This is a genomic window from Novosphingobium anseongense (assembly GCF_037482895.1).
GTDB classification, from domain to species: Bacteria; Pseudomonadota; Alphaproteobacteria; order Sphingomonadales; family Sphingomonadaceae; genus Novosphingobium; species Novosphingobium anseongense.
In genome coordinates this window covers 1,375,990-1,393,203 of the sequence record NZ_JBBHJZ010000001.1, presented here as the reverse complement: position 1 = coordinate 1,393,203, position 17,214 = coordinate 1,375,990, and the positions used below count along the sequence as shown (strand labels likewise).

At 65.7% G+C, this 17,214-nt stretch carries 20 protein-coding genes; 13 read left to right on the top strand and 7 right to left on the bottom strand.

The features are described 5' to 3' along the window. Nucleotides 1–180 precede the first annotated feature (180 nt). Nucleotides 181–1,857, top strand: coding sequence for an MFS transporter (locus WG901_RS06600; RefSeq protein ID WP_339586212.1), 1,677 nt, complete (start codon nt 181–183; stop codon nt 1,855–1,857). A 156-nt stretch (nt 1,858–2,013) separates the two neighbouring features. Then, nucleotides 2,014–4,260, top strand: a complete 2,247-nt coding sequence (locus WG901_RS06595; RefSeq protein WP_339586211.1) for a TonB-dependent receptor — start codon at nt 2,014–2,016, stop codon at nt 4,258–4,260. 78 nt (nt 4,261–4,338) lie between these two features. Here the strand turns inward: WG901_RS06595 and WG901_RS06590 are convergent, their stop codons facing one another. From WG901_RS06590 to WG901_RS06580, 3 genes are read right to left on the bottom strand one after another with little or no spacing between them, the layout of a single operon-like run. Then, nucleotides 4,339–5,208: an HpcH/HpaI aldolase/citrate lyase family protein gene (locus WG901_RS06590; RefSeq protein WP_339586210.1), complete on the bottom strand. Its 870-nt coding sequence runs from the start codon at nt 5,206–5,208 to the stop codon at nt 4,339–4,341. A gap of 32 nt (nt 5,209–5,240) precedes the next feature. Then, complete coding sequence (locus WG901_RS06585) at nt 5,241–6,122, bottom strand: SDR family NAD(P)-dependent oxidoreductase (RefSeq protein ID WP_339586209.1); 882 nt, start codon at nt 6,120–6,122, stop codon at nt 5,241–5,243. A 25-nt stretch (nt 6,123–6,147) separates the two neighbouring features. Further along, nucleotides 6,148–6,798, bottom strand: coding sequence for a TetR/AcrR family transcriptional regulator (locus tag WG901_RS06580; RefSeq protein WP_339586208.1), 651 nt, complete (start codon nt 6,796–6,798; stop codon nt 6,148–6,150). A gap of 214 nt (nt 6,799–7,012) precedes the next feature. Here WG901_RS06580 and WG901_RS06575 point away from each other — a divergent pair, with 214 nt between their 5' ends. The 7 genes from WG901_RS06575 (at nt 7,013) to WG901_RS06545 (ending at nt 12,719) form a co-directional block, all read left to right on the top strand. Then, a complete protein-coding gene (locus tag WG901_RS06575; protein WP_339586207.1) occupies nt 7,013–8,146 on the top strand; it encodes a hypothetical protein in 1,134 nt (377 codons plus the stop codon). Next, a complete protein-coding gene (locus WG901_RS06570) occupies nt 8,079–8,369 on the top strand; it encodes a hypothetical protein (protein WP_339586206.1) in 291 nt (96 codons plus the stop codon). The genes WG901_RS06575 and WG901_RS06570 overlap by 68 nt, the downstream gene beginning before the upstream one ends. 62 nt (nt 8,370–8,431) lie before the next feature. Further along, complete coding sequence (locus tag WG901_RS06565) at nt 8,432–8,719, top strand: DUF1330 domain-containing protein (protein ID WP_339586205.1); 288 nt, start codon at nt 8,432–8,434, stop codon at nt 8,717–8,719. A gap of 52 nt (nt 8,720–8,771) precedes the next feature. Next, entirely contained in the window at nt 8,772–9,341 is a 570-nt protein-coding gene (locus WG901_RS06560; protein ID WP_339586204.1) for a peroxiredoxin, read from the top strand. A 70-nt stretch (nt 9,342–9,411) separates the two neighbouring features. Beyond that, nucleotides 9,412–10,539 (top strand): peptide chain release factor 2, encoded by a 1,128-nt coding sequence (gene prfB, locus WG901_RS06555; protein ID WP_339586203.1) that lies wholly within the window; start codon nt 9,412–9,414, stop codon nt 10,537–10,539. Further along, on the top strand, nt 10,536–11,285 hold the full coding sequence (locus tag WG901_RS06550; protein WP_417602431.1) for a class I SAM-dependent methyltransferase: 750 nt from the start codon (nt 10,536–10,538) through the stop codon (nt 11,283–11,285). The genes prfB and WG901_RS06550 overlap by 4 nt, the downstream gene beginning before the upstream one ends. Nucleotides 11,286–11,312: 27 nt before the next feature. Further along, entirely contained in the window at nt 11,313–12,719 is a 1,407-nt protein-coding gene (locus WG901_RS06545; protein ID WP_339586202.1) for an NAD(P)H-dependent flavin oxidoreductase, read from the top strand. Between the two features lie 12 nt (nt 12,720–12,731). Here WG901_RS06545 and WG901_RS06540 read toward each other — a convergent pair whose 3' ends face one another. Further along, a complete protein-coding gene (locus WG901_RS06540) occupies nt 12,732–13,619 on the bottom strand; it encodes a LysR family transcriptional regulator (protein ID WP_339586201.1) in 888 nt (295 codons plus the stop codon). 82 nt (nt 13,620–13,701) lie between these two features. On the opposite strand from WG901_RS06540, the gene WG901_RS06535 reads away from it, so the two are divergent. From WG901_RS06535 to WG901_RS06525, 3 genes are all read left to right on the top strand, one after another. Beyond that, the gene (locus tag WG901_RS06535; protein WP_339586200.1) at nt 13,702–14,412 is read left to right on the top strand and encodes an SDR family NAD(P)-dependent oxidoreductase; all 711 of its coding nucleotides are present in this window, start codon (nt 13,702–13,704) and stop codon (nt 14,410–14,412) included. A gap of 22 nt (nt 14,413–14,434) precedes the next feature. Further along, on the top strand, nt 14,435–14,674 hold the full coding sequence (locus WG901_RS06530) for a tautomerase family protein (RefSeq protein ID WP_339586199.1): 240 nt from the start codon (nt 14,435–14,437) through the stop codon (nt 14,672–14,674). 118 nt (nt 14,675–14,792) lie between these two features. Then, on the top strand, nt 14,793–15,014 hold the full coding sequence (locus tag WG901_RS06525) for a hypothetical protein (RefSeq protein ID WP_339586198.1): 222 nt from the start codon (nt 14,793–14,795) through the stop codon (nt 15,012–15,014). Nucleotides 15,015–15,059: 45 nt separating this feature from the next. On the opposite strand, the gene WG901_RS06520 is transcribed toward WG901_RS06525, so the two are convergent. Further along, nucleotides 15,060–15,827 (bottom strand): HD domain-containing protein, encoded by a 768-nt coding sequence (locus tag WG901_RS06520; protein ID WP_339586197.1) that lies wholly within the window; start codon nt 15,825–15,827, stop codon nt 15,060–15,062. Between WG901_RS06520 and WG901_RS06515 the strand changes: the two genes are divergently transcribed. Further along, on the top strand, nt 15,828–16,163 hold the full coding sequence (locus WG901_RS06515; RefSeq protein WP_339586196.1) for a DUF4031 domain-containing protein: 336 nt from the start codon (nt 15,828–15,830) through the stop codon (nt 16,161–16,163). 3 nt (nt 16,164–16,166) lie between these two features. Here the strand turns inward: WG901_RS06515 and WG901_RS06510 are convergent, their stop codons facing one another. Both WG901_RS06510 and WG901_RS06505 read right to left on the bottom strand, forming a co-directional pair. Beyond that, complete coding sequence (locus tag WG901_RS06510; protein WP_339586195.1) at nt 16,167–16,577, bottom strand: VOC family protein; 411 nt, start codon at nt 16,575–16,577, stop codon at nt 16,167–16,169. Beyond that, entirely contained in the window at nt 16,574–17,182 is a 609-nt protein-coding gene (locus WG901_RS06505) for a pyridoxamine 5'-phosphate oxidase family protein (RefSeq protein ID WP_339586194.1), read from the bottom strand. The genes WG901_RS06510 and WG901_RS06505 overlap by 4 nt, the downstream gene beginning before the upstream one ends. Nucleotides 17,183–17,214: the final 32 nt, after the last annotated feature.

Sequence of the window (17,214 nt, the reverse complement as noted above, 5' to 3'; positions counted from 1 at the left end):
ATCCGTATGGCATCGCCGAGGCGATTGCGGCTTGTTCCTATGTGTTCTCGCGGGGCGAAGGTTCAAGCCGTGCGAGCATTCGTCGGGGACCAACCGCGCGCTCGTGCATTTTGGCCGGAGAGGGGGCCTTGACGCGACCGCGCCGGGCGACAACTACAGGTTCTCAATGGAGGGGAATTGATGGCGACCAGCGCTGACACGCCGAGCGAAGCGCGTACCGGTGCCTTTGCCCCGCTGCGGGAGAAGACGTTCCGCACGATCTGGATCGCCAGCCTGTTCTCGAACTTCGGCCAGCTCATCCTCGGCGTCGGCGCCGCCTGGGAAATGACCCGGCTCAGCAACAATTCGCCGAGCATGGTCGCGCTGGTGCAGACCGCGATGATGGTGCCGCTGATGCTGGTGGCGCTGCCCGCTGGCGCGGTTGCCGACATGTTCGACCGGCGCAAGATCGCACTCGCGGGTCTGGCCTTCTCGGCGCTGAGCGCGGCTGCGCTGACCGCCCTGGCCATCATGGGGCTGACCACGCCCTGGCTGCTGCTCGGCTTCTGCGTGCTGATCGGCGGCGGCGTGGCCCTCTACGGTCCGTCCTGGCAGGCTTCGATCGGCGAACAGGTCAGCGCGCAGAACCTGCCCGCGGCCATCGCGCTGGGCACGATCAGCTACAACATAGCGCGAAGCTTCGGCCCTGCGCTCGGCGGCATCGTCGTGCTGCTGTTCGGCGCCCAGGCCGCTTTCGGCATCAATGCGGCCTTCTACATTCCCTTGTGGGTCGCCTTCTTTTTCTGGACGCGTCAGCACACGCCGTCGCGCCTGCCGCCTGAACGCATCGATCGCGCGATCATTTCGGGCGCGCGCTACGCGCTGCACGCGCCGCCGGTGCGTACGGCTCTGGTCCGCGCTTTCGCTTTCGGCCTCGCCGGCGCCACGGCTTCTGCGCTGGCGCCGCTCGTCGCCAAGGAAATGCTTCAGGGCGATGCTTCGGTGTTCGGCATCCTGCTCGGCGCGACCGGTGTCGGCGCCGTGCTGGGCGCCTTGTTCGTCAGCGATATCCGCGAACGCATCGGCAGCGAGATCGCGGTGCGGGTCTTCGCGCTCGGCACGGGCGCCTCGCTGATCGTCATCGGCCTCAGCCATTCGCTGATCCTGACCTGCGCGGCTTTCTTCGTGATCGGCGCCTGCAACATCCTGACCGTCGCGCTGATCAATGTCAGCGTACAGATGTCGGCGCCGCGCTGGGTAACGGCGCGCGCGCTATCGCTCTACACCTCGGCGATCACGGCTGGCATCGGCATCGGCGCCTGGGCCTGGGGCGAAGTGGCGTCGCATTGGAGCGTCGCCATTGCCTTCATCGCGTCGGGCGGCGCGGTCGCCGCGACGGCGCTGCTCGGCCGTCTGTTCCCGCTCGCCAGCGACGAAGAGGTCGATACCTCCTCGGTCGACATCGGTTACGAGCCCGAGGTTTCGCTGGGGCTGACGATGCGTTCGGGGCCGCTAGTGGTGGAGGTCGAATACGACGTCGACCCCGAGCAGGCCCGCGAGTTCTACGACGTGATGGTCCGGCTGCAACGGGCGCGGAACCGCATCGGCGCCTTCGACTGGTCGATTTCGCGCGACATCGCCAATCCCGCGATCTGGGTCGAGCGCTATCATTGCCCGACCTGGGGCGACTATCTGCGCATGCGCGACCGGTATACGCAAACCGAGTTCGAGCTCCAGGAACTGGCCGACAGCTACAACCGTACGGGCCATGGTCATCGCGTCCGCCGGCGGCTCGAGCGGCCGTTCGGCTCGGTGCGCTGGAAGGCGGATTCGCCCGATCCGTACCGCGGCAGCACGGTCACCTATATCGGACCATGAGCGAATATCGGTATTGCATGCCGATAGTGGCCTTGGCGACACATAGGGTGGCAAAATCGTCCTGGTCCGTATCGTAAGCTGGACAGTTCGTCAGCCTATACGATAGCCCGCGCCCAAACCTGTGCAGACGTACAGAACCACGCGAGGGAGGAAGCCATGCGCAATCACATCATCCGCACCACCACGTCCATTTTCGGCCTGATCGGCCTTGTTGCGGTGAGCGCGCCGGCCTTCGCTCAGGCCGATGCCGACGACGCCAGCGTGTCCTCCGAAATCGTCGTGACCGCGCAGCGCCGCCAGGAACGCTCGGTCGACGTGCCGATCAGCGTGACGGCGCTGGGCCAGGAAACCCTCGCGACCGCCAACGTTCAGGACCTCTCGGACATCTCGCGCGTCACGCCGTCGCTGCGCTTCGACACTACGGGTGCTTTCTCGCAGCCGACGATCCGCGGCATCGGCACTTCGATCACCACTTCGGGCGGTGGCGCCAACGTCGGCATCTACGTCGACGGATTCTACTCGCCCAACCCGCTCGCGGCCGACATGCAGCTGCTGAACGTCCAGTCGGTGCAGGTGCTCAAGGGGCCGCAGGGCACGCTGTTCGGCCGCAACACCACGGGCGGCGCGATCCTGATCCAGACTGCCGATCCGAGCGAGGACACCAGCGGCCAGTTCAAGGCCTCCTACGGTCGCTTCAACGAACTCCGCCTCCAGGGCTATGCGACGACCGCGATCGCCGAGGGCGTCGCCGTCGACATCGAGGGCGCCTATCGCCGCGGCGACGGTTTCGTGACCAACATCATCGGCAACAACGACAAGGTGGGCAAGTTCGAGTCCTGGAACGTCCGCGCCGGCCTGAAGCTCGATTTCGGCCCGGCCTCGCTGGTCGTCCGCTATCAGCATGGCGATGTGAACGATCCCACCTCGCTGATGTCGAACACCTATGTCGATCCGGTCTTCGGCGAGATGAAGCCGGGCTTCGTGCCCGATATCACGCGCGGCATTCTCTACACGACCGATCCCGACCAGGTCGCGCTCGACCGGCCGACCTTCTTCCGCTCGAAGAACGACATGGTTCAGGCGACCTTCAAGGCCGATCTCGGCTTCGCCGATCTGACCTCCTACTCGCAGTATCGCGGTGAGAACGTCGACGCCTCGCAGAACCTCGACAACACCGGCGCACCGATCTTCCAACTCGGCCTGCCGGTGAAGAACGACACCTGGAGCCAGGAACTGCTGTTCAACTCCAAGCCGGGCAGCGCACTGCAGTGGACCGGCGGCCTGTTCTACTTCAGCAACCGCGACACCTATTTCACCTATGTCGACACGGCGGTTTCGTCGCGCGACCCGCTCGGTGCGACGCGCTCGGGCGGTTCGAGCACGACCACCAAGAGCTATGCTGCCTTCATCGACGCGACCTACGAGCTGTCGCCGCAGCTCTTCGTCACGGCCGGCGTGCGCTATGCCCACGATGCGGTGACCAACGCCTACTTCAACGCCGGCGCGCCGCGCACCTACGTGCCTTCGATCAGCAGCGATCGCGTCACCCCGCGCGTCGTCGTGCGCTACAAGCCGAGCGAGGAATCGAGCGTCTATGCTTCGTTCACGCGCGGCTACAAGGCGGCGCTGCTCGACGTCGGCGGCACCTGCCAGAACGTGTCGAACATCCCGACGCCGACCAACCCGACCGGTGCCGGCCGCACCTGCAACGACGTCAAGCCCGAGACGATCAACGCCTACGAGGTCGGCTTCAAGTACGACGACCGCAAGCTGAGCCTCGATCTCTCGGCCTTCTATTACGACTACAAGAACCTGCAGGTGTCGCTGTTCCTCGCCAGCCAGGCGAACATCATCAACGCCGCGCAGTCGAAGATCTACGGTCTGGACGGTTCGATCCGTTACGAGCTGTTCGACGGCTTCCAGCTGAGTGCGGGCGGCTCTTGGACTCACGCACGCTACAAGGACTTCGGCATCGCCCCGGTCTACGTGCCTTGCACGGCCGCCAATTCGGCGACGCTGCGCTGCACGCCCGGCCTGTTCGGCGTCCAGCTGACTCCGCTCGATGATGTGACCATGCAGCGCGTTCCCGAGTTCACCGGCAACATCGGCGCACGTTACAAGACCGAGATCGCCGGTGGCGCATTCGTCCTTTCGGGCAATCTCTATTACACCTCTGAGGTCAACTTCGGTCCCTCGGGCGTGCAGTTCCCGCAGAAGGCCTACGAGGTCGCTTCGGCCCGCGCGCAGTGGACCGATTCCAGCGACACGTTCACCGTCGCGGTCTGGGGCGATAACCTGACCAACAACCGCTACAAGACCGCGGTGCAGTACAACACCATCGGTCTGGGCGCGAACTGGTCCTCGCCGACGACCTATGGCGTCGAAGTCGGCGTCAAGTTCTGAGCTGACGCGCTAGCCAAACAAAAACCTCCCCGGAGCGGTCTCCGGGGAGGTTTTTTGTTGCCGGTTCGGAACGCGGGGTCAGCCTGCTGCGATCTGCTCGGCGACTGCCACCAAACGCTGCGCCTGCTCGAGATGAAGCAGTTCGACCATCTTGCCCTCGACCTGGATCGCACCCTTGCCCTGGTTCTCGGGCAGGGCGAAGCCGGCGATCACCGCGCGGGCCCAGGCGAGTTCGTCCTCGCTCGGCGAGAACACGGCGTTGCATGGATCGATCTGGTTGGGATGGATCAGGCTCTTGCCGTCGAAGCCGTAGAGCAGGCCCTGCTCGGCCTCGGCGCGGAACAGGTCGATGTCGCGGAATTCGTTGCAGACACCGTCGAGGATGGCGACGCCGTGCGCGCGCGCCGCGGCGACCGCCAGCGACAGGAAGGGCAGGAACGGCGTGCGCTCTGGCGTCAGCCGGGCGCGCATTTCCTTGGCAAGATCGTTGGTGCCCATGACGAACAGGGAGAGCCGCGTCGAACGCGCCTTGGCGGCGATCGCGTCGAGCTGCGGCAGGCAGGCGCAGGTCTCGATCATCGCCCAGAGCTGGAGACTATCGGGGGCCGCCGAGAGCGCGGCCTGGCAGGCGTCGATGTCGGCGGGCGAGGAGACTTTGGGCACGAGCACGGCATCGGCACCCGACAGCGCGATCGCGGCGAGATCGTCGGCGCCCCAGGGCGTGTCGAGCCCGTTGGCGCGGATCGCCAGCTCGCGACGGCCGAAGCCGCCCTCGGCGACGGCGGCGAGCGCGGCGGCGCGCGCCGCTTCCTTGTGCTCGGGCGCAACCGCGTCCTCGAGGTCGAGGATGACCACGTCGGCGGGCAGGGTGCGCGCTTTGGCGAGCGCCTTGGCGTTCGTGGCGGGCAGGTACAGCGCGCTTCGGCGCGGGCGTTCGATCTTGCTCATGGAAGGCCGGATAGCGGCTCTCCGATTGCCTGTCAGTAGCCCATGCTCGCCAGCAGAATCTCGCTCTCGTCCCAGAGCCTCCGGGCGGCGGCCGGGTCCTTGCCATGGGGTTGCACGGCGTGTTCGGCCATCTGATAGAACATCCGTCCGCCGTCCTTGCCGGTTTCGGGCGCCGTCGCCATCCAGACCAGGGTTTCCGCCACTTCCTCGGGCGTGAGCGCCTGCACGGTCTTCTCGTAGGCCTGCATATTCTCGTCGCCGTGCTTGAAGAAGTTCGTCGCCACCGGACCGGGGACCAGGGCCTGCGACACGATGCCCCTGTCGGCAACGCGGCGGGAGAGCTCGACGTTGAACAACTGGTTCGCCAGCTTGACTTCGCAATAGGCGGCGCCGGCCTGGAACTCGCCTTGGAGCCGTTGCAGGTCGTCCCAGTTTAGCCCTTGTTGCGGCTGCAGATAGGCCATCGAAGAGACCGCCAGGACCCGCGCGCTGCCCGGGCCGTTCGCGGCCGCGGCGGTTTCGAGCAGGGGCATCAGTTCGCGGGTCAGCAGGAAGGGGGCGAGGTGGTTGGCCGAGAAGGTCTCTTCGGTGCCCTCGCTCGTCACGTAGCGCTGGTCACGCACGCCGCCGGCATTGTTGATGAGCACGTCGACGCGGCCCGTCAGGCCCTTGATCTGCTCGGCGAGTTGCCTGGTCTCGGCCATAAGCGACAGGTTGGCACGCAGGAAGTCGACCTTGCCGCCCTGCGCGGCAGTCTCGCCGATGGCCGCTGCTGCCTGGGCGCTGCGCTCGGCATCACGGCCCTGGCCAATGACGTGCCAGCCCAACGCAGCGAAGGCCTTGGCGGTCGCCAGGCCGATGCCCGAACTGGCTCCGGTTATGACGACGACGCGCGTGGCAGGAGACTGGCTCATTGTTATCCTCTCTATGCGGAATGGGTCAGCGCGGCCGCGCGCCGTTCAGGAACAGGTCGACGCCAAAGGCAATGCGCCGGTCGAGCTCTTCGGTAGACAATGGTATCGCAGCGAGGATCAGCTTTACCGGGCCCGTGACGACCATCGAGATGAAGGCGTTGGCTGCGGTGAAGGTGTCCTCGACCGCGAGATTGCCCGCTTCGGTCTCGCGCCGCAGCAGCTTGGCCAGGAACTTGATCGTCGGCAGCGCGCCGATCTCGTAGGTGTCGGTGAAGATCTCGGGAAAGCGATAGCTCTCGGTCTGGATGATCCGCTGCAGTTTCAGGCCCTGCGGCGACGAGACGAGATCGATGCGCAGCATTGCGATGTTGGTCAGCGTTTGCGCGAGATCGCCGGGGATCTCGGTCGCGTGGATGCGATCCTCGGGTATCGCATAGCGTTCGATCGCACGGCTCACGGCGGCGCGGAACAGCGACGCTTTGTCCGGATAGCGCGCATAGACCGTGCGCTTGGTCATGCCGACATCGGCGGCGATCGCCTCGATGGTCGCCTGTTCGAAACCCTTGTCGAGGAAATGGTCAAGCGCGTGGTCGAGCAGTTCCGCGTGCCGCGCCTCGGCCTGCTCGCGGGTGGGTCGTCCGGCGCCGGGCCGGGAAATCGCCGATGCTTCATTCATGCTTCGTCACTGGTCCCTGGTTCCCGGAGGCGAATCACGAATAATGAGACGGTCAAGTTGCCATTTTATGGGCGATCCGCGCGAAAGCAAGATCAATAGGGCGCGCGAGCGGCAAGGCAAGTCGGCGCGGGTCCGAAGAACAGGCTTGCCTGGTGCTCGGGTCCGGCCATAATGACACGGATAAGTATCCATTAATCGAGTCGGAGGGAATGCGATGGGCGAAGTTGCCGAAAGCCTGCTGAAGCACATGCCGGACGCTTCCGGTTTCGACATTCCCTTCGCCGAGCTGCGCGACCGCCAGGTCGCGGCGATGAACGAGCGGTTCCAGGAACAGGTCGGCCGCATCAAGCTGGTCAAGCTGCGCGCGCAGGATGCCGACGTCACCGAGATCGCGAAGCTCGAGGACGTGATCCCGCTGCTGCTGCCGCACACCGCCTACAAGTCCTATCCCGAAAGCTTCCTGACCGAGAAGAAGTGGGATCGGCTTACCAAGTGGCTGGGTACCGTCTCGGCCTATCCGACGGACGGCGTCGACCTCTCCGAGGTCAGGGAGATCGACGACTGGGTCGAGGCCTGCGCCAAGGCCGGGCTCTTCGTCGCCTGTTCGAGCGGCACCACCGGCAAGTCGGCGATGCTCGTCGCCTCGCGCAAGGACCTGGATTTCGCCAGCCAGGACGGCATCAACGCGGTGCAATGGGGCTCGGCGATCCGTGCGGGCGACATGCGCACCTCGGCCGGCGCGGCAGGGGCCGTGGCCTATACGCACAAGAACGCGGCGATGGGCATGGCGATGATGGGCGCTTTCGTCGATCCCGACGCGCCGCGCTTCCAGTCGGGTCTGCCGCCGGTCACGGTCGGATCGCTGACCAAGATGATCACCTTGCGCAAGGCGATCGCCGACGGCACGGCCAAGCCCGGCGAGATCCAGGAATACGAGACCGAGACCGAGAGCCGCCAGAAAGGGCTCGACGATGCGCAGGTCCGCGCGGTCGAGGACATCATCGCGAAGCGCAACGAGAAGCTCTACATCACCGGCATGTGGGGCGCGCTCTATCCCTTCGCCGATGGCGGTACGCGCCAAGGGCTACGGCGCCAAGGACTTCCACCCGCAGAACGGCGTCTATCTCGGCGGCGGGCTCAAGCGCGCGAAGCTGCCCGACGATTACCGCGAATTCGTCTACGAGACCTTCAATCTCCAGCCCGAATACATCTACCAGATGTACGGCATGCAGGAACTCGGCAGCTCGATGCCGCGCTGCCAGCAGGGGCAGCGCTATCACGTGCCGCCGTGGCTGGTCTGCCTGCCGCTCAACAAGGAGGGCGATGCGCTGGTCCCCGGGGTGGGTGAGGGCAAGGTCGAAGGCCGCGCCGCCTTCTTCGACCTTTCGATGGACGGCCGTTGGGGCGGGGTGATCTCGGGCGATCACATCGAGGTCGACTACAGCCCCTGCGCCTGCGGCAACCGCTCGCCGTCGATCGCCGACAACGTCTACCGCTATTCGGACATCGAGGGCGACGACAAGATCGGCTGCGCGGGTACGGTCGATGCCTATGTGCGCGGCCTGTCGTGACCGCTTGCTCCGCCGGCGATAGGCGGTAAGACCCGCCGAAACCAAACCTCGGGAGACCTGCGATGCCCTCAGCCTATGCCATCTTCATCCGCGAGGGCGAGATCGTCGATCCCGAGGCCATGGCCGCCTACAAGGCCGGAAACGCCGGCGTGCCCGTGCCCGGGCTGACGCCGCGCGTCGTCTATGGCGCGATGGAAACGGTCGAGGGCGAGGCCGCCGACGGCATGGTCATCCTCGAGTTTCCGTCGATGCAGGAGGCGCGCGACTGGTACTACGGCGAGTACAACGAGCGCGCCAAGCTTCGCCAGAAGGCAGCGCCCTATCGCGGCTTCCTCGTCGAAGGCCTCTGACACCGACGGGAAGGGCTGGACAGGCGGCGGCAAGCAGGCGCAAGATCGCTTCATGACCAAACTCGCTCGCACCGCCGCCGCCCTGCTCACCCTGGCCATTCCCGCGGTCGCTCAGGCCGAATTGCCGGTCGGCGCGCGGGCACCCGACTTCACCGCGCAGAGCGCGATGGCGGGCAAGGTGCAGAGCTTCAACCTGCGCGCGGCGCTGCGCCGCGGGCCGGTGGTACTCTATTTCTTCCCCAAGGCCTTCACCCAGGGCTGCACCCTGGAAACCCGCGCTTTCGCCGAAGCGAGCGCGCAGTTCGGCGCCGCCCACGCGACGATCGTCGGGCTTTCGGCCGACGATATCCCGACCCTGCAGCGTTTCTCGACCGAGGAGTGCCGCAGCAAGTTCGCGGTGGCTTCGGCGACGCCCGCGATCGTGCGTTCCTACGACGTGGCGATGAAGACCGACAGGCTGCTGCCCGAGCGCCGCGCCGCGATGCCGGCGAACATGACCGGGCGTACGTCCTACGTGATCGCGCCCAACGGCCGCGTCAGCTTCGTCCATTCGGACCTCGACTACCGCGAGCACGTCCGCCTGACCTTGCAGGCGGTTCAGGCGCTCAATCACCGGCACTAAACCCCGTCCCCATGCTTTACAAAACGTGGCGCTCCGCTAAGCGGAGCCCTCGTTTTTGGAGTGCCGTGCCATGCGTGCCGAAGGGCAGGCTCATATCGACCGGATCGACGCCGCGCTGGCGCTCGTCCGCAAGTCTCTCGACTGGGATCGCGCGCTGCGGCGGCTCGACGAGCTGAACGCGCGCGTCGAGGATCCCAAGCTTTGGGACAATCCCAAGGAAGCCGAAGCGGTCATGCGCGAACGGCGCCGGCTCGACGCGTCGATCGGCACGGTCAAGACGATCGCCCAGGAAAAGGCCGACGCGATCGAGTTCGTCGAACTCGGCGAGTCCGAAGGCGATGACGGCACGGTGGCCGAGGGCCTGGCTTCGCTGGCCGCGCTGGCCGAGCGCGCCGATGCCGACAAGGTCCAGGCCCTGCTCGCGGGCGAGGCCGATGCCAGCGACACCTATCTCGAAGTCCATGCCGGTGCGGGCGGCACCGAGAGCCAGGACTGGGCGCAGATGCTCCAGCGCATGTACACGCGCTGGGCCGAGCGCCACGGCTACAAGGTCGAGCTGGTCGACTATCACGCGGGCGAGCAGGCCGGCATCAAGAGCGCGACTCTTCTGATCAAGGGCGAGAACGCCTATGGCTATGCCAAGACCGAGAGCGGCGTCCACCGCCTGGTCCGCATCAGCCCCTACGACAGCTCGGCGCGCCGCCACACGAGCTTCAGCTCGGTCTGGGTCTATCCGGTGATCGACGACGACATCGAGATCGAGATCAAGGAAAGCGATCTCAAGATCGACACCTACCGCGCTTCGGGCGCGGGCGGGCAGCACGTCAACACCACGGACTCGGCGGTGCGCATCACGCACATTCCCACGGGCATCATCGTCGCCAGCCAGAACGACCGTTCGCAGCACAAGAACCGCGCGACCGCGATGGGCATGCTCAAGGCGCGGATGTACGAGGCAGAACTGGCCAAGCGCGAAGCCGAGACGCTGGGCGAGTACCAGGCCAAGACCGAGATCGGCTGGGGCCACCAGATCCGTTCCTACGTTCTGCAGCCCTATCAGCTGGTCAAGGACCTGCGCACGGGCGTGACCTCGACCGCACCCGACGACGTGCTCGACGGCGCGCTCGATCCCTTCATGGCCGCGGCGCTGTCGCAGCGCGTGACCGGCGAGAAGGTGGCCGTGGAGGACGTCGATTGAGACTCGCTGCACGGTCGGTCGGCGTTGCATTGCTGAGCCTGGGCCTGTTGGCCGGCTGCGGTGCGAAGCAGGACGATCAGTCCGGTCGGCCGGCGACCGCGCGCGCCTTTCCGCGTCCCGATCGACCGGTGTCGCAGGCGGGGCAGACCGCTTTCTCGACCGAAGTCCAGCGCGACAGCGTCAACGAGGCGCAGACCGTGATGGATCTCGCCGACATCCGCGAAGGCATGACCGTGGCCGACATCGGCGCGGGCGAGGGCTACTACACCGTCCGCCTGGCCATGCGCGTGGGCAAGAAGGGCCGCGTCCTTGCCCAGGACATCGATGCCCCGGCGCTCCACCGGCTGGGCGAACGCGTCGAGCGCGAGCGCTTCGACAACGTCTCGATCAAGCCTGGCGCTATCGACGATCCGCGGTTGCCACAGGCAAGCTTCGACCGCATTTTTATGGTCCACATGTATCACGAGGTCACCGAGCCTTACGCCTTCCTCTGGCGGTTGCGTCCGGCACTGCGCCCGGGCGCGCGCGTGATCGTCGTCGATACCGATCGGCCCACCGGCCAGCACGGCATCCCGCCGTCGCTGCTGTTCTGTGAATTCAGCGCAGTGGGCTTTCGTTTGACCCAATTTATTCGTAAGCCGGAGATGCAGGGTTACTACGCGCAGTTCGAGGCCGTGGGCGATCGGCCCGCGCCCGAAGCGATCAAGCCCTGCCGGCAGGCGGACAAGCCAGCGGCCGCGCGCTAGCCGCACCGCGATAGGAAAGAAAGTCGCATGAGTTTCAAGGGTCTGAAGCCGATTCTGTACGGCGGCCGCGAAGTATGGCCACTGGTGGAAGGCGGCAAGGGCGTGTCGGCAACGAACCATGCCAGTTCGGGTGCCTGGGCGGCGGCCGGTGGCATCGGCACGGTCAGCGCGGTGAATGCCGACAGCTATGACGCCGAGGGCAAGATCGTTCCGCAGGTCTATGAGCAGCTGACGCGCAAGGAACGGCATGAACAGCTGATCCGCTTCGGCATCGACGGCGCGGTTGCGCAGGTTCGCCGCGCGCACGAGATTTCGGGCGGGCAGGGTGCGATCAACATCAACGTCCTGTGGGAAATGGGCGGCGCCCAGCCGATCCTCGAAGGCGTTCTCGAACAGACCCGCGGTCTCGTGACGGGCGTCACCTGCGGCGCAGGCATGCCTTACAAGCTGTCGGAAATCGCGGCACGGTTCGGCGTGCACTATCTGCCGATCGTCAGTTCGGGCCGCGCCTTCCGCGCGCTGTGGAAGCGCGCCTATCACAAGGTGCCCGAACTGCTCGGCGCGGTGGTCTACGAAGATCCCTGGCTCGCCGGCGGCCACAACGGCCTGTCGAACGCCGAGGACCCGACCAAGCCCGAAGATCCCTATCCGCGCGTCAAGGCGCTGCGCGACGTCATGCGCGCCGAGGGCGTTCCCGACGACGTGCCGATCGTCATGGCCGGCGGCGTCTGGTTCCTGCGCGAGTGGGACAACTGGATCGACAATCCCGAACTCGGCTCGATCGCCTTCCAGTTCGGCACCCGCCCGCTGCTGACGCACGAGAGCCCCATCCCGCAGGGTTGGAAGGACATGCTGCGCACGCTCGAACCGGGCGACGTGCTGCTCCACCGCTTCTCGCCGACGGGGTTCTATTCTTCGGCCGTGCGCAACCCGTTCCTGCGCGGCCTCGAGGCGCGCAGCGAGCGTCAGGTGCCCTATTCGAAGGTCGAGGCGGGCGAGCACACGGTCAAGCTCGACGTCGGCGTCAAGGGCAAGAACTTCTGGGTCGCGCCCAAGGACCTCGAACGTGCGCGCACCTGGGCCAATGCCGGCTTCACCGAAGGCCTGCGCACGCCCGACGATACGATCATCTTCGTCGATCCGGCCGAGCGCGACTGGATCCGCCAGGACCAGGCAGACTGCATGGGTTGCCTGTCGCACTGCGGCTTCTCGTCGTGGAAGGACCACGACGACTACACCACGGGGCGTTTGGCGGATCCACGCAGCTTCTGCATTCAGAAGACGCTGCAGGACATCGCCCATGGCGGACCGGTGGACGAGAATCTGGCCTTTGCCGGGCATGCTGCCTACCGCTTCAAGCAGGACCCGTTCTATTCGAACAACTTCACCCCGACGGTGAAGGAACTGGTCGACCGCATCCTGACCGGCGACTGACCGGACGCGGCCCTAGGCCGCGAAAAGCGCGCGCTCCGCGTCGAAGAGTGCGGCGAGGCCTTCGGCCACGGTCCGGATCGCCAGATCGCCGCGGTCGCGTCGCCGGATCAGCATCCAGGCGTCGCGCGGCGGCGGCGCGACGTCCAGAGCGCAGCCGCGCAGGCCCGGTTCGCTCCGACCGATGTAGTGCGGCAGGAGCGCGAGACCAGCGCCCGAGAGCGCCGCCATGGCCTGGGCGAACTGGTTGCTCGCGCGAAAGGCCACGCGCCTGCGCGGATAGTGGCGCGCCAGCCAGCCGGCTTCGGGAACATGGCCATCGGCTTCGTCGAAACCTATGAACACGGGCTCGGCCCCGTGCTCGACGGCGAGGCAGGCGGCGGGCGTGCCGTAGAAGCCATAGCCCAGGGTAACCAGCGGACGCGCGATCACGTCGCCGTCCTCGGGTCGGCTCAGGCGGATGGCGATGTCGGCCTCGTGGCGTTCGAGGCTGATGCTGCGTATGTCCGAAGCGAGGTCTATGTCGAGCGCCGCATGGCGGACCGTCAATCCCGCCAGACGGCGCGCGAGAAAGCCGTGTGCCAGCGCCGGCGAGGCGTTGACCCGGACCAGCCCTTTCGGCGCGTCGTCGGTTCCGCTGCGCCCGATCGCGCGCGCAGCGGCTTCCATGTCGCCGGCCGCGGCAAGCGCTTGGTTCCCGGCCGATGTGAGGGCATAGCCCTCGGGCCGGCGCTCGACGAGTTTCGCACCAGCGCTCTGTTCGAGCGAACGGATGCGGCGGGCGATGGTCGCGTGGTTGACCCCGAGCGCTCTCGCCGCAGCGGACAGGCTCCCATGCCGGCCGAGCGCCAGGAACACACGTAAGTCCTGCCAGTCGACATCTGTGCGTTTTCGATCAGCCATTGTGAAATCATAGCGAATTTTCGCTCAGGCGTAAGCGCCCTAACTCCAGGCTCTGTTCGACAAGGCCAACACGGAGTTCATCATGACCACTGACCGCAAAGTCGCCATCGTTACCGGAGCCTCGCAGGGGCTCGGCGCCGGTATCGTCGAGGGTTTCCGCGCGCGCGGCTATCGCGTCGTCGCCACCTCGCGCTCCATCGCGCCATCGCAGGATCCCGATCTGTTGACCGTGGCCGGAGACATTGGTGATCCGGCGACCGGCCGCAAGGTCGTCGAAGCCGCCCTGGCGGCCTTCGGACGCGTCGATACGCTGATCAACAATGCCGGCGTGTTCGTCGCTTCGCCGTTCACCGACTACACCGAAGCGCAGTATCGCACCAAGCTGTCGACCAATCTCGACGGTTTCTTCTTCATCACCCAGCAGGCGATCGCCGCGATGGAAAAGCAGGGAAGCGGCCATGTCGTGCAGATCACCACGACTCTGGCGGAAAAGGCGGACGCGCGCGTGCCTTCGGTGATCGCCGCGTTGACCAAGGGCGGGCTCAACGCCGCGACGCGCAGCCTGGCGATCGAGTATGCGACGCGCGGTATCCGTGTGAACGCGGTTTCGCCCGGAGTCATCAAGACGCCGATGCACGTCCCGGAAACGCACGAGGCGCTGGCCGCGCTGCATCCGATGGGCCGTCTGGGAGAGGTCGACGACATCGTTCGCGCGGTGCTCTACCTCGAGGACGCGCCATTCGTCACGGGTGAGATCCTGCACGTCGACGGCGGTCAGTCGGCCGGTCACTGATGCGTCATCGGGAGTAGAAATCATGCCGATCGTGACGATCCAGGTTACGCGCGAAGGAACCGTTCCCGGCGCGGACCGCACGACTGCCGAGCAGAAGGAAGCGCTGTATAGCGGCGTTTCCGACCTGCTCCGAGAGGTGCTGGGGAAGGATCCCGCAGATACCTTCGTCGTCTTTCAGGAGGTCGAACTGGAGAATTGGGGCCGCAACGGCCTCAGTGTCCCGGCTTACCGCCGCGCCACTTCGGCCGCAACGAGCGGATAGCGCCGTGGGGCGGAGAGATGCGCGGAGTGGGGGCAACTCGCTCCGTCGCATTCTCGGGGAATTCCGACTTTCAATGCCGGCGGAATCTCCTATGAGACAGGTGGGTCACGGAGAAAAAATGAATAGTCGCGCCTACCGTGTTACCGTTACCGACCTTGCCAAAGATGCCGATGCAACCCGGAGCTTCGAGACCACCGGGGTCGAAGTTTGTGAAGACGGGTCACTCTATCTGCCTATGGTTTTGGGTGCCGAAATCGTTTGCGAGAACGACTGGGGCAGTGTGACGGTCACCAAATTGAACGACAGGTCTGCCGAACGCTTGCGCTCCGAGCCTGTTTGAACTTGCTCTTGGGGAGGCTGTCCGGCTTCGTCGGGCAGTCTTTCTCTAGCCGAGTTCCCATTCTGTATTGCGCCTCAACGCTTCGGTCTGGTCCGGGGTCAGTTGACCGCTGGCAACAAGATCATCGCGAAGCGCGGTCAGTATCCTGGTACGCGCCACGCGGAACTGTGCTTCGGGAACGAAGGCATATTCCTGGCGTACGCCTTGCGCATACCATGCATAGATCTGCGCATCCGGTTGCCAGAGGATGCTGAGATCGGCCTTGAGCAGGATATCGATGGCCACATCACGCGGCATGTCCTGCCCGCGGAAGTGATGGCTCTCGGTTGCGAGGATCATGTCTGAGACCAGCGCCCTATCGAGCGGAGTCCCGGGCGCGAGCAGGTCGGCAACCGACAGGAAGATTTCCAGCGACAGGTCTTCGTTGTCCGATCGGGTCGGGTCGTAGACGATGTCATGGAACAGTGTGGCGGCGATCATTTCCCGCGAAAACGCCGTGTCCTTCGGAATCTGACGCAGCATCAGGTCGATGTGACGGAGCGTATGATAGTGCCGGTGCGGCTCGCCATGGCGCTCGACGATCATCCCGCGGACCTGGTCGGGCACGCCGAGCCGGTCGAAGGCGTCACCGAGCGAAGGGGAGGGAGCATTCATCGGGCCTGGCCTCGGAAACCGGGACGGATCATGGCGGTTCTGAGCACGAGCGGCGAAAATCCGCTTGTGCGACCGCGCGAGTCCTGGCCCCTTGGAAACACCATGAGCGTATATGTAGATGCCGCCATACATCCCCTGCGAGAAAGGCTCATGTGTCACATGTTCTCGCCCGACTTGGAAGAACTCCACGCCATGGCGGACCTGATCGGCATCCAGAGGCGCTGGTTTCAGAATCCGCTGACGATGCGCGTCTCCTGGCCGCATTACGATATCGACCAGGTCCGCCGGTCGCTCGCGGTCGGCTTCGGCGCGATCGAATGCGACAAGTACCAGACCGTCGCCATGGCGGCGATCATTCAGGGAAGGCCTGAGAAACTGCTGCGCATCCGGTCGCTCGCCAGCCCGAACCGGGACTTCGCGCCGGCGGCGCACGTACCGGAGTGGCTCGCCGAGCAGGGGTTCCCGCAAGCCTGGACCTGGTCGGACGCCGACTGAGGGCTAGGCGAAAGGGGTGGCGAATTCGAGGCGAATGCCGCCGGGGATGAAGACCAGGAAATGACGCGTCGTCGACCCGGGCCGGATCGGGCATGGCGACACGTCGACCACGACTTCGGGATGGACACTCACCTTGTCCCAGACCGCTTCGAGCGCGGCATCGTCGGTCACCGCCAGCGACAGATGATGGAGGCCGATATTCGCGCGCCGGTCGAAGGCGCGCGCCGCCAAGGGATCGGCGGCGCGCCACAGGGTCAGGAGTGTCACTCCGTCGGACACGAAGATCGACGGGTAGTCGGCGACTCCGCCGACTTCGTCGAAGCCAAGCAGGCCGCAGAAGAAGTCCCGAGCCTGGTCCAGGTCCGGGACCGTGAGACCGACGTGGTGGACGCCTCGGGTCAGTTTCTCGGTCATGGCTTTTCTCCTTCCAGTTCCGCGACGCGCGCGCGCAGTCGGGCCAGTTCGTCGAGCAGGGGTTGGGTGCCGCGCCGGATCTCGGCTTCGGTGAAGCGTGGGGTGATGTGCTGCGGGCAGTTCCAGTCGAAGCCGACGACGTCGATCACGAAAGCCCGCTCGGGCTCGGCCGCGTAGTCGACCGGCATGACGGCGGCGATGTCCGCCGGATCCTCGCTGATTTGCGCATGGCCGATCAGCTTGAGGCGGCGCTGGTTGGGATAGTCCATGAGGAACAGCGCGACGCGATCGTCGGCGGCGAGGTGGGCGGTCGACAGGTACTGGCGATTGCCACGGTAATCGGCGAAACCGATCCGATTGCCGCCCAGCCGCTTGAGAAAGCCCACCGGTCCGCCGCGATGCTGGACATAGGGCCAGCCGTCTTCGCTGACGGTCGCCATGTAGAAGCTGTCGCGGGCGGCGATGAACTCGTCCTCGCGCGCGCCGAGACTGTCGATCTCGCCGGCCTGGGCTTCCATGCGCGCATAGGAGCCGCGCGAACCCGCGATTTCCTGCAAGGCGCGGCTGCCGGGGCCGAACATCGTGTGAAGGAAGGTCTGTGCCATGCGCAGAGACCTATTCCTATAAAGGTTTTATG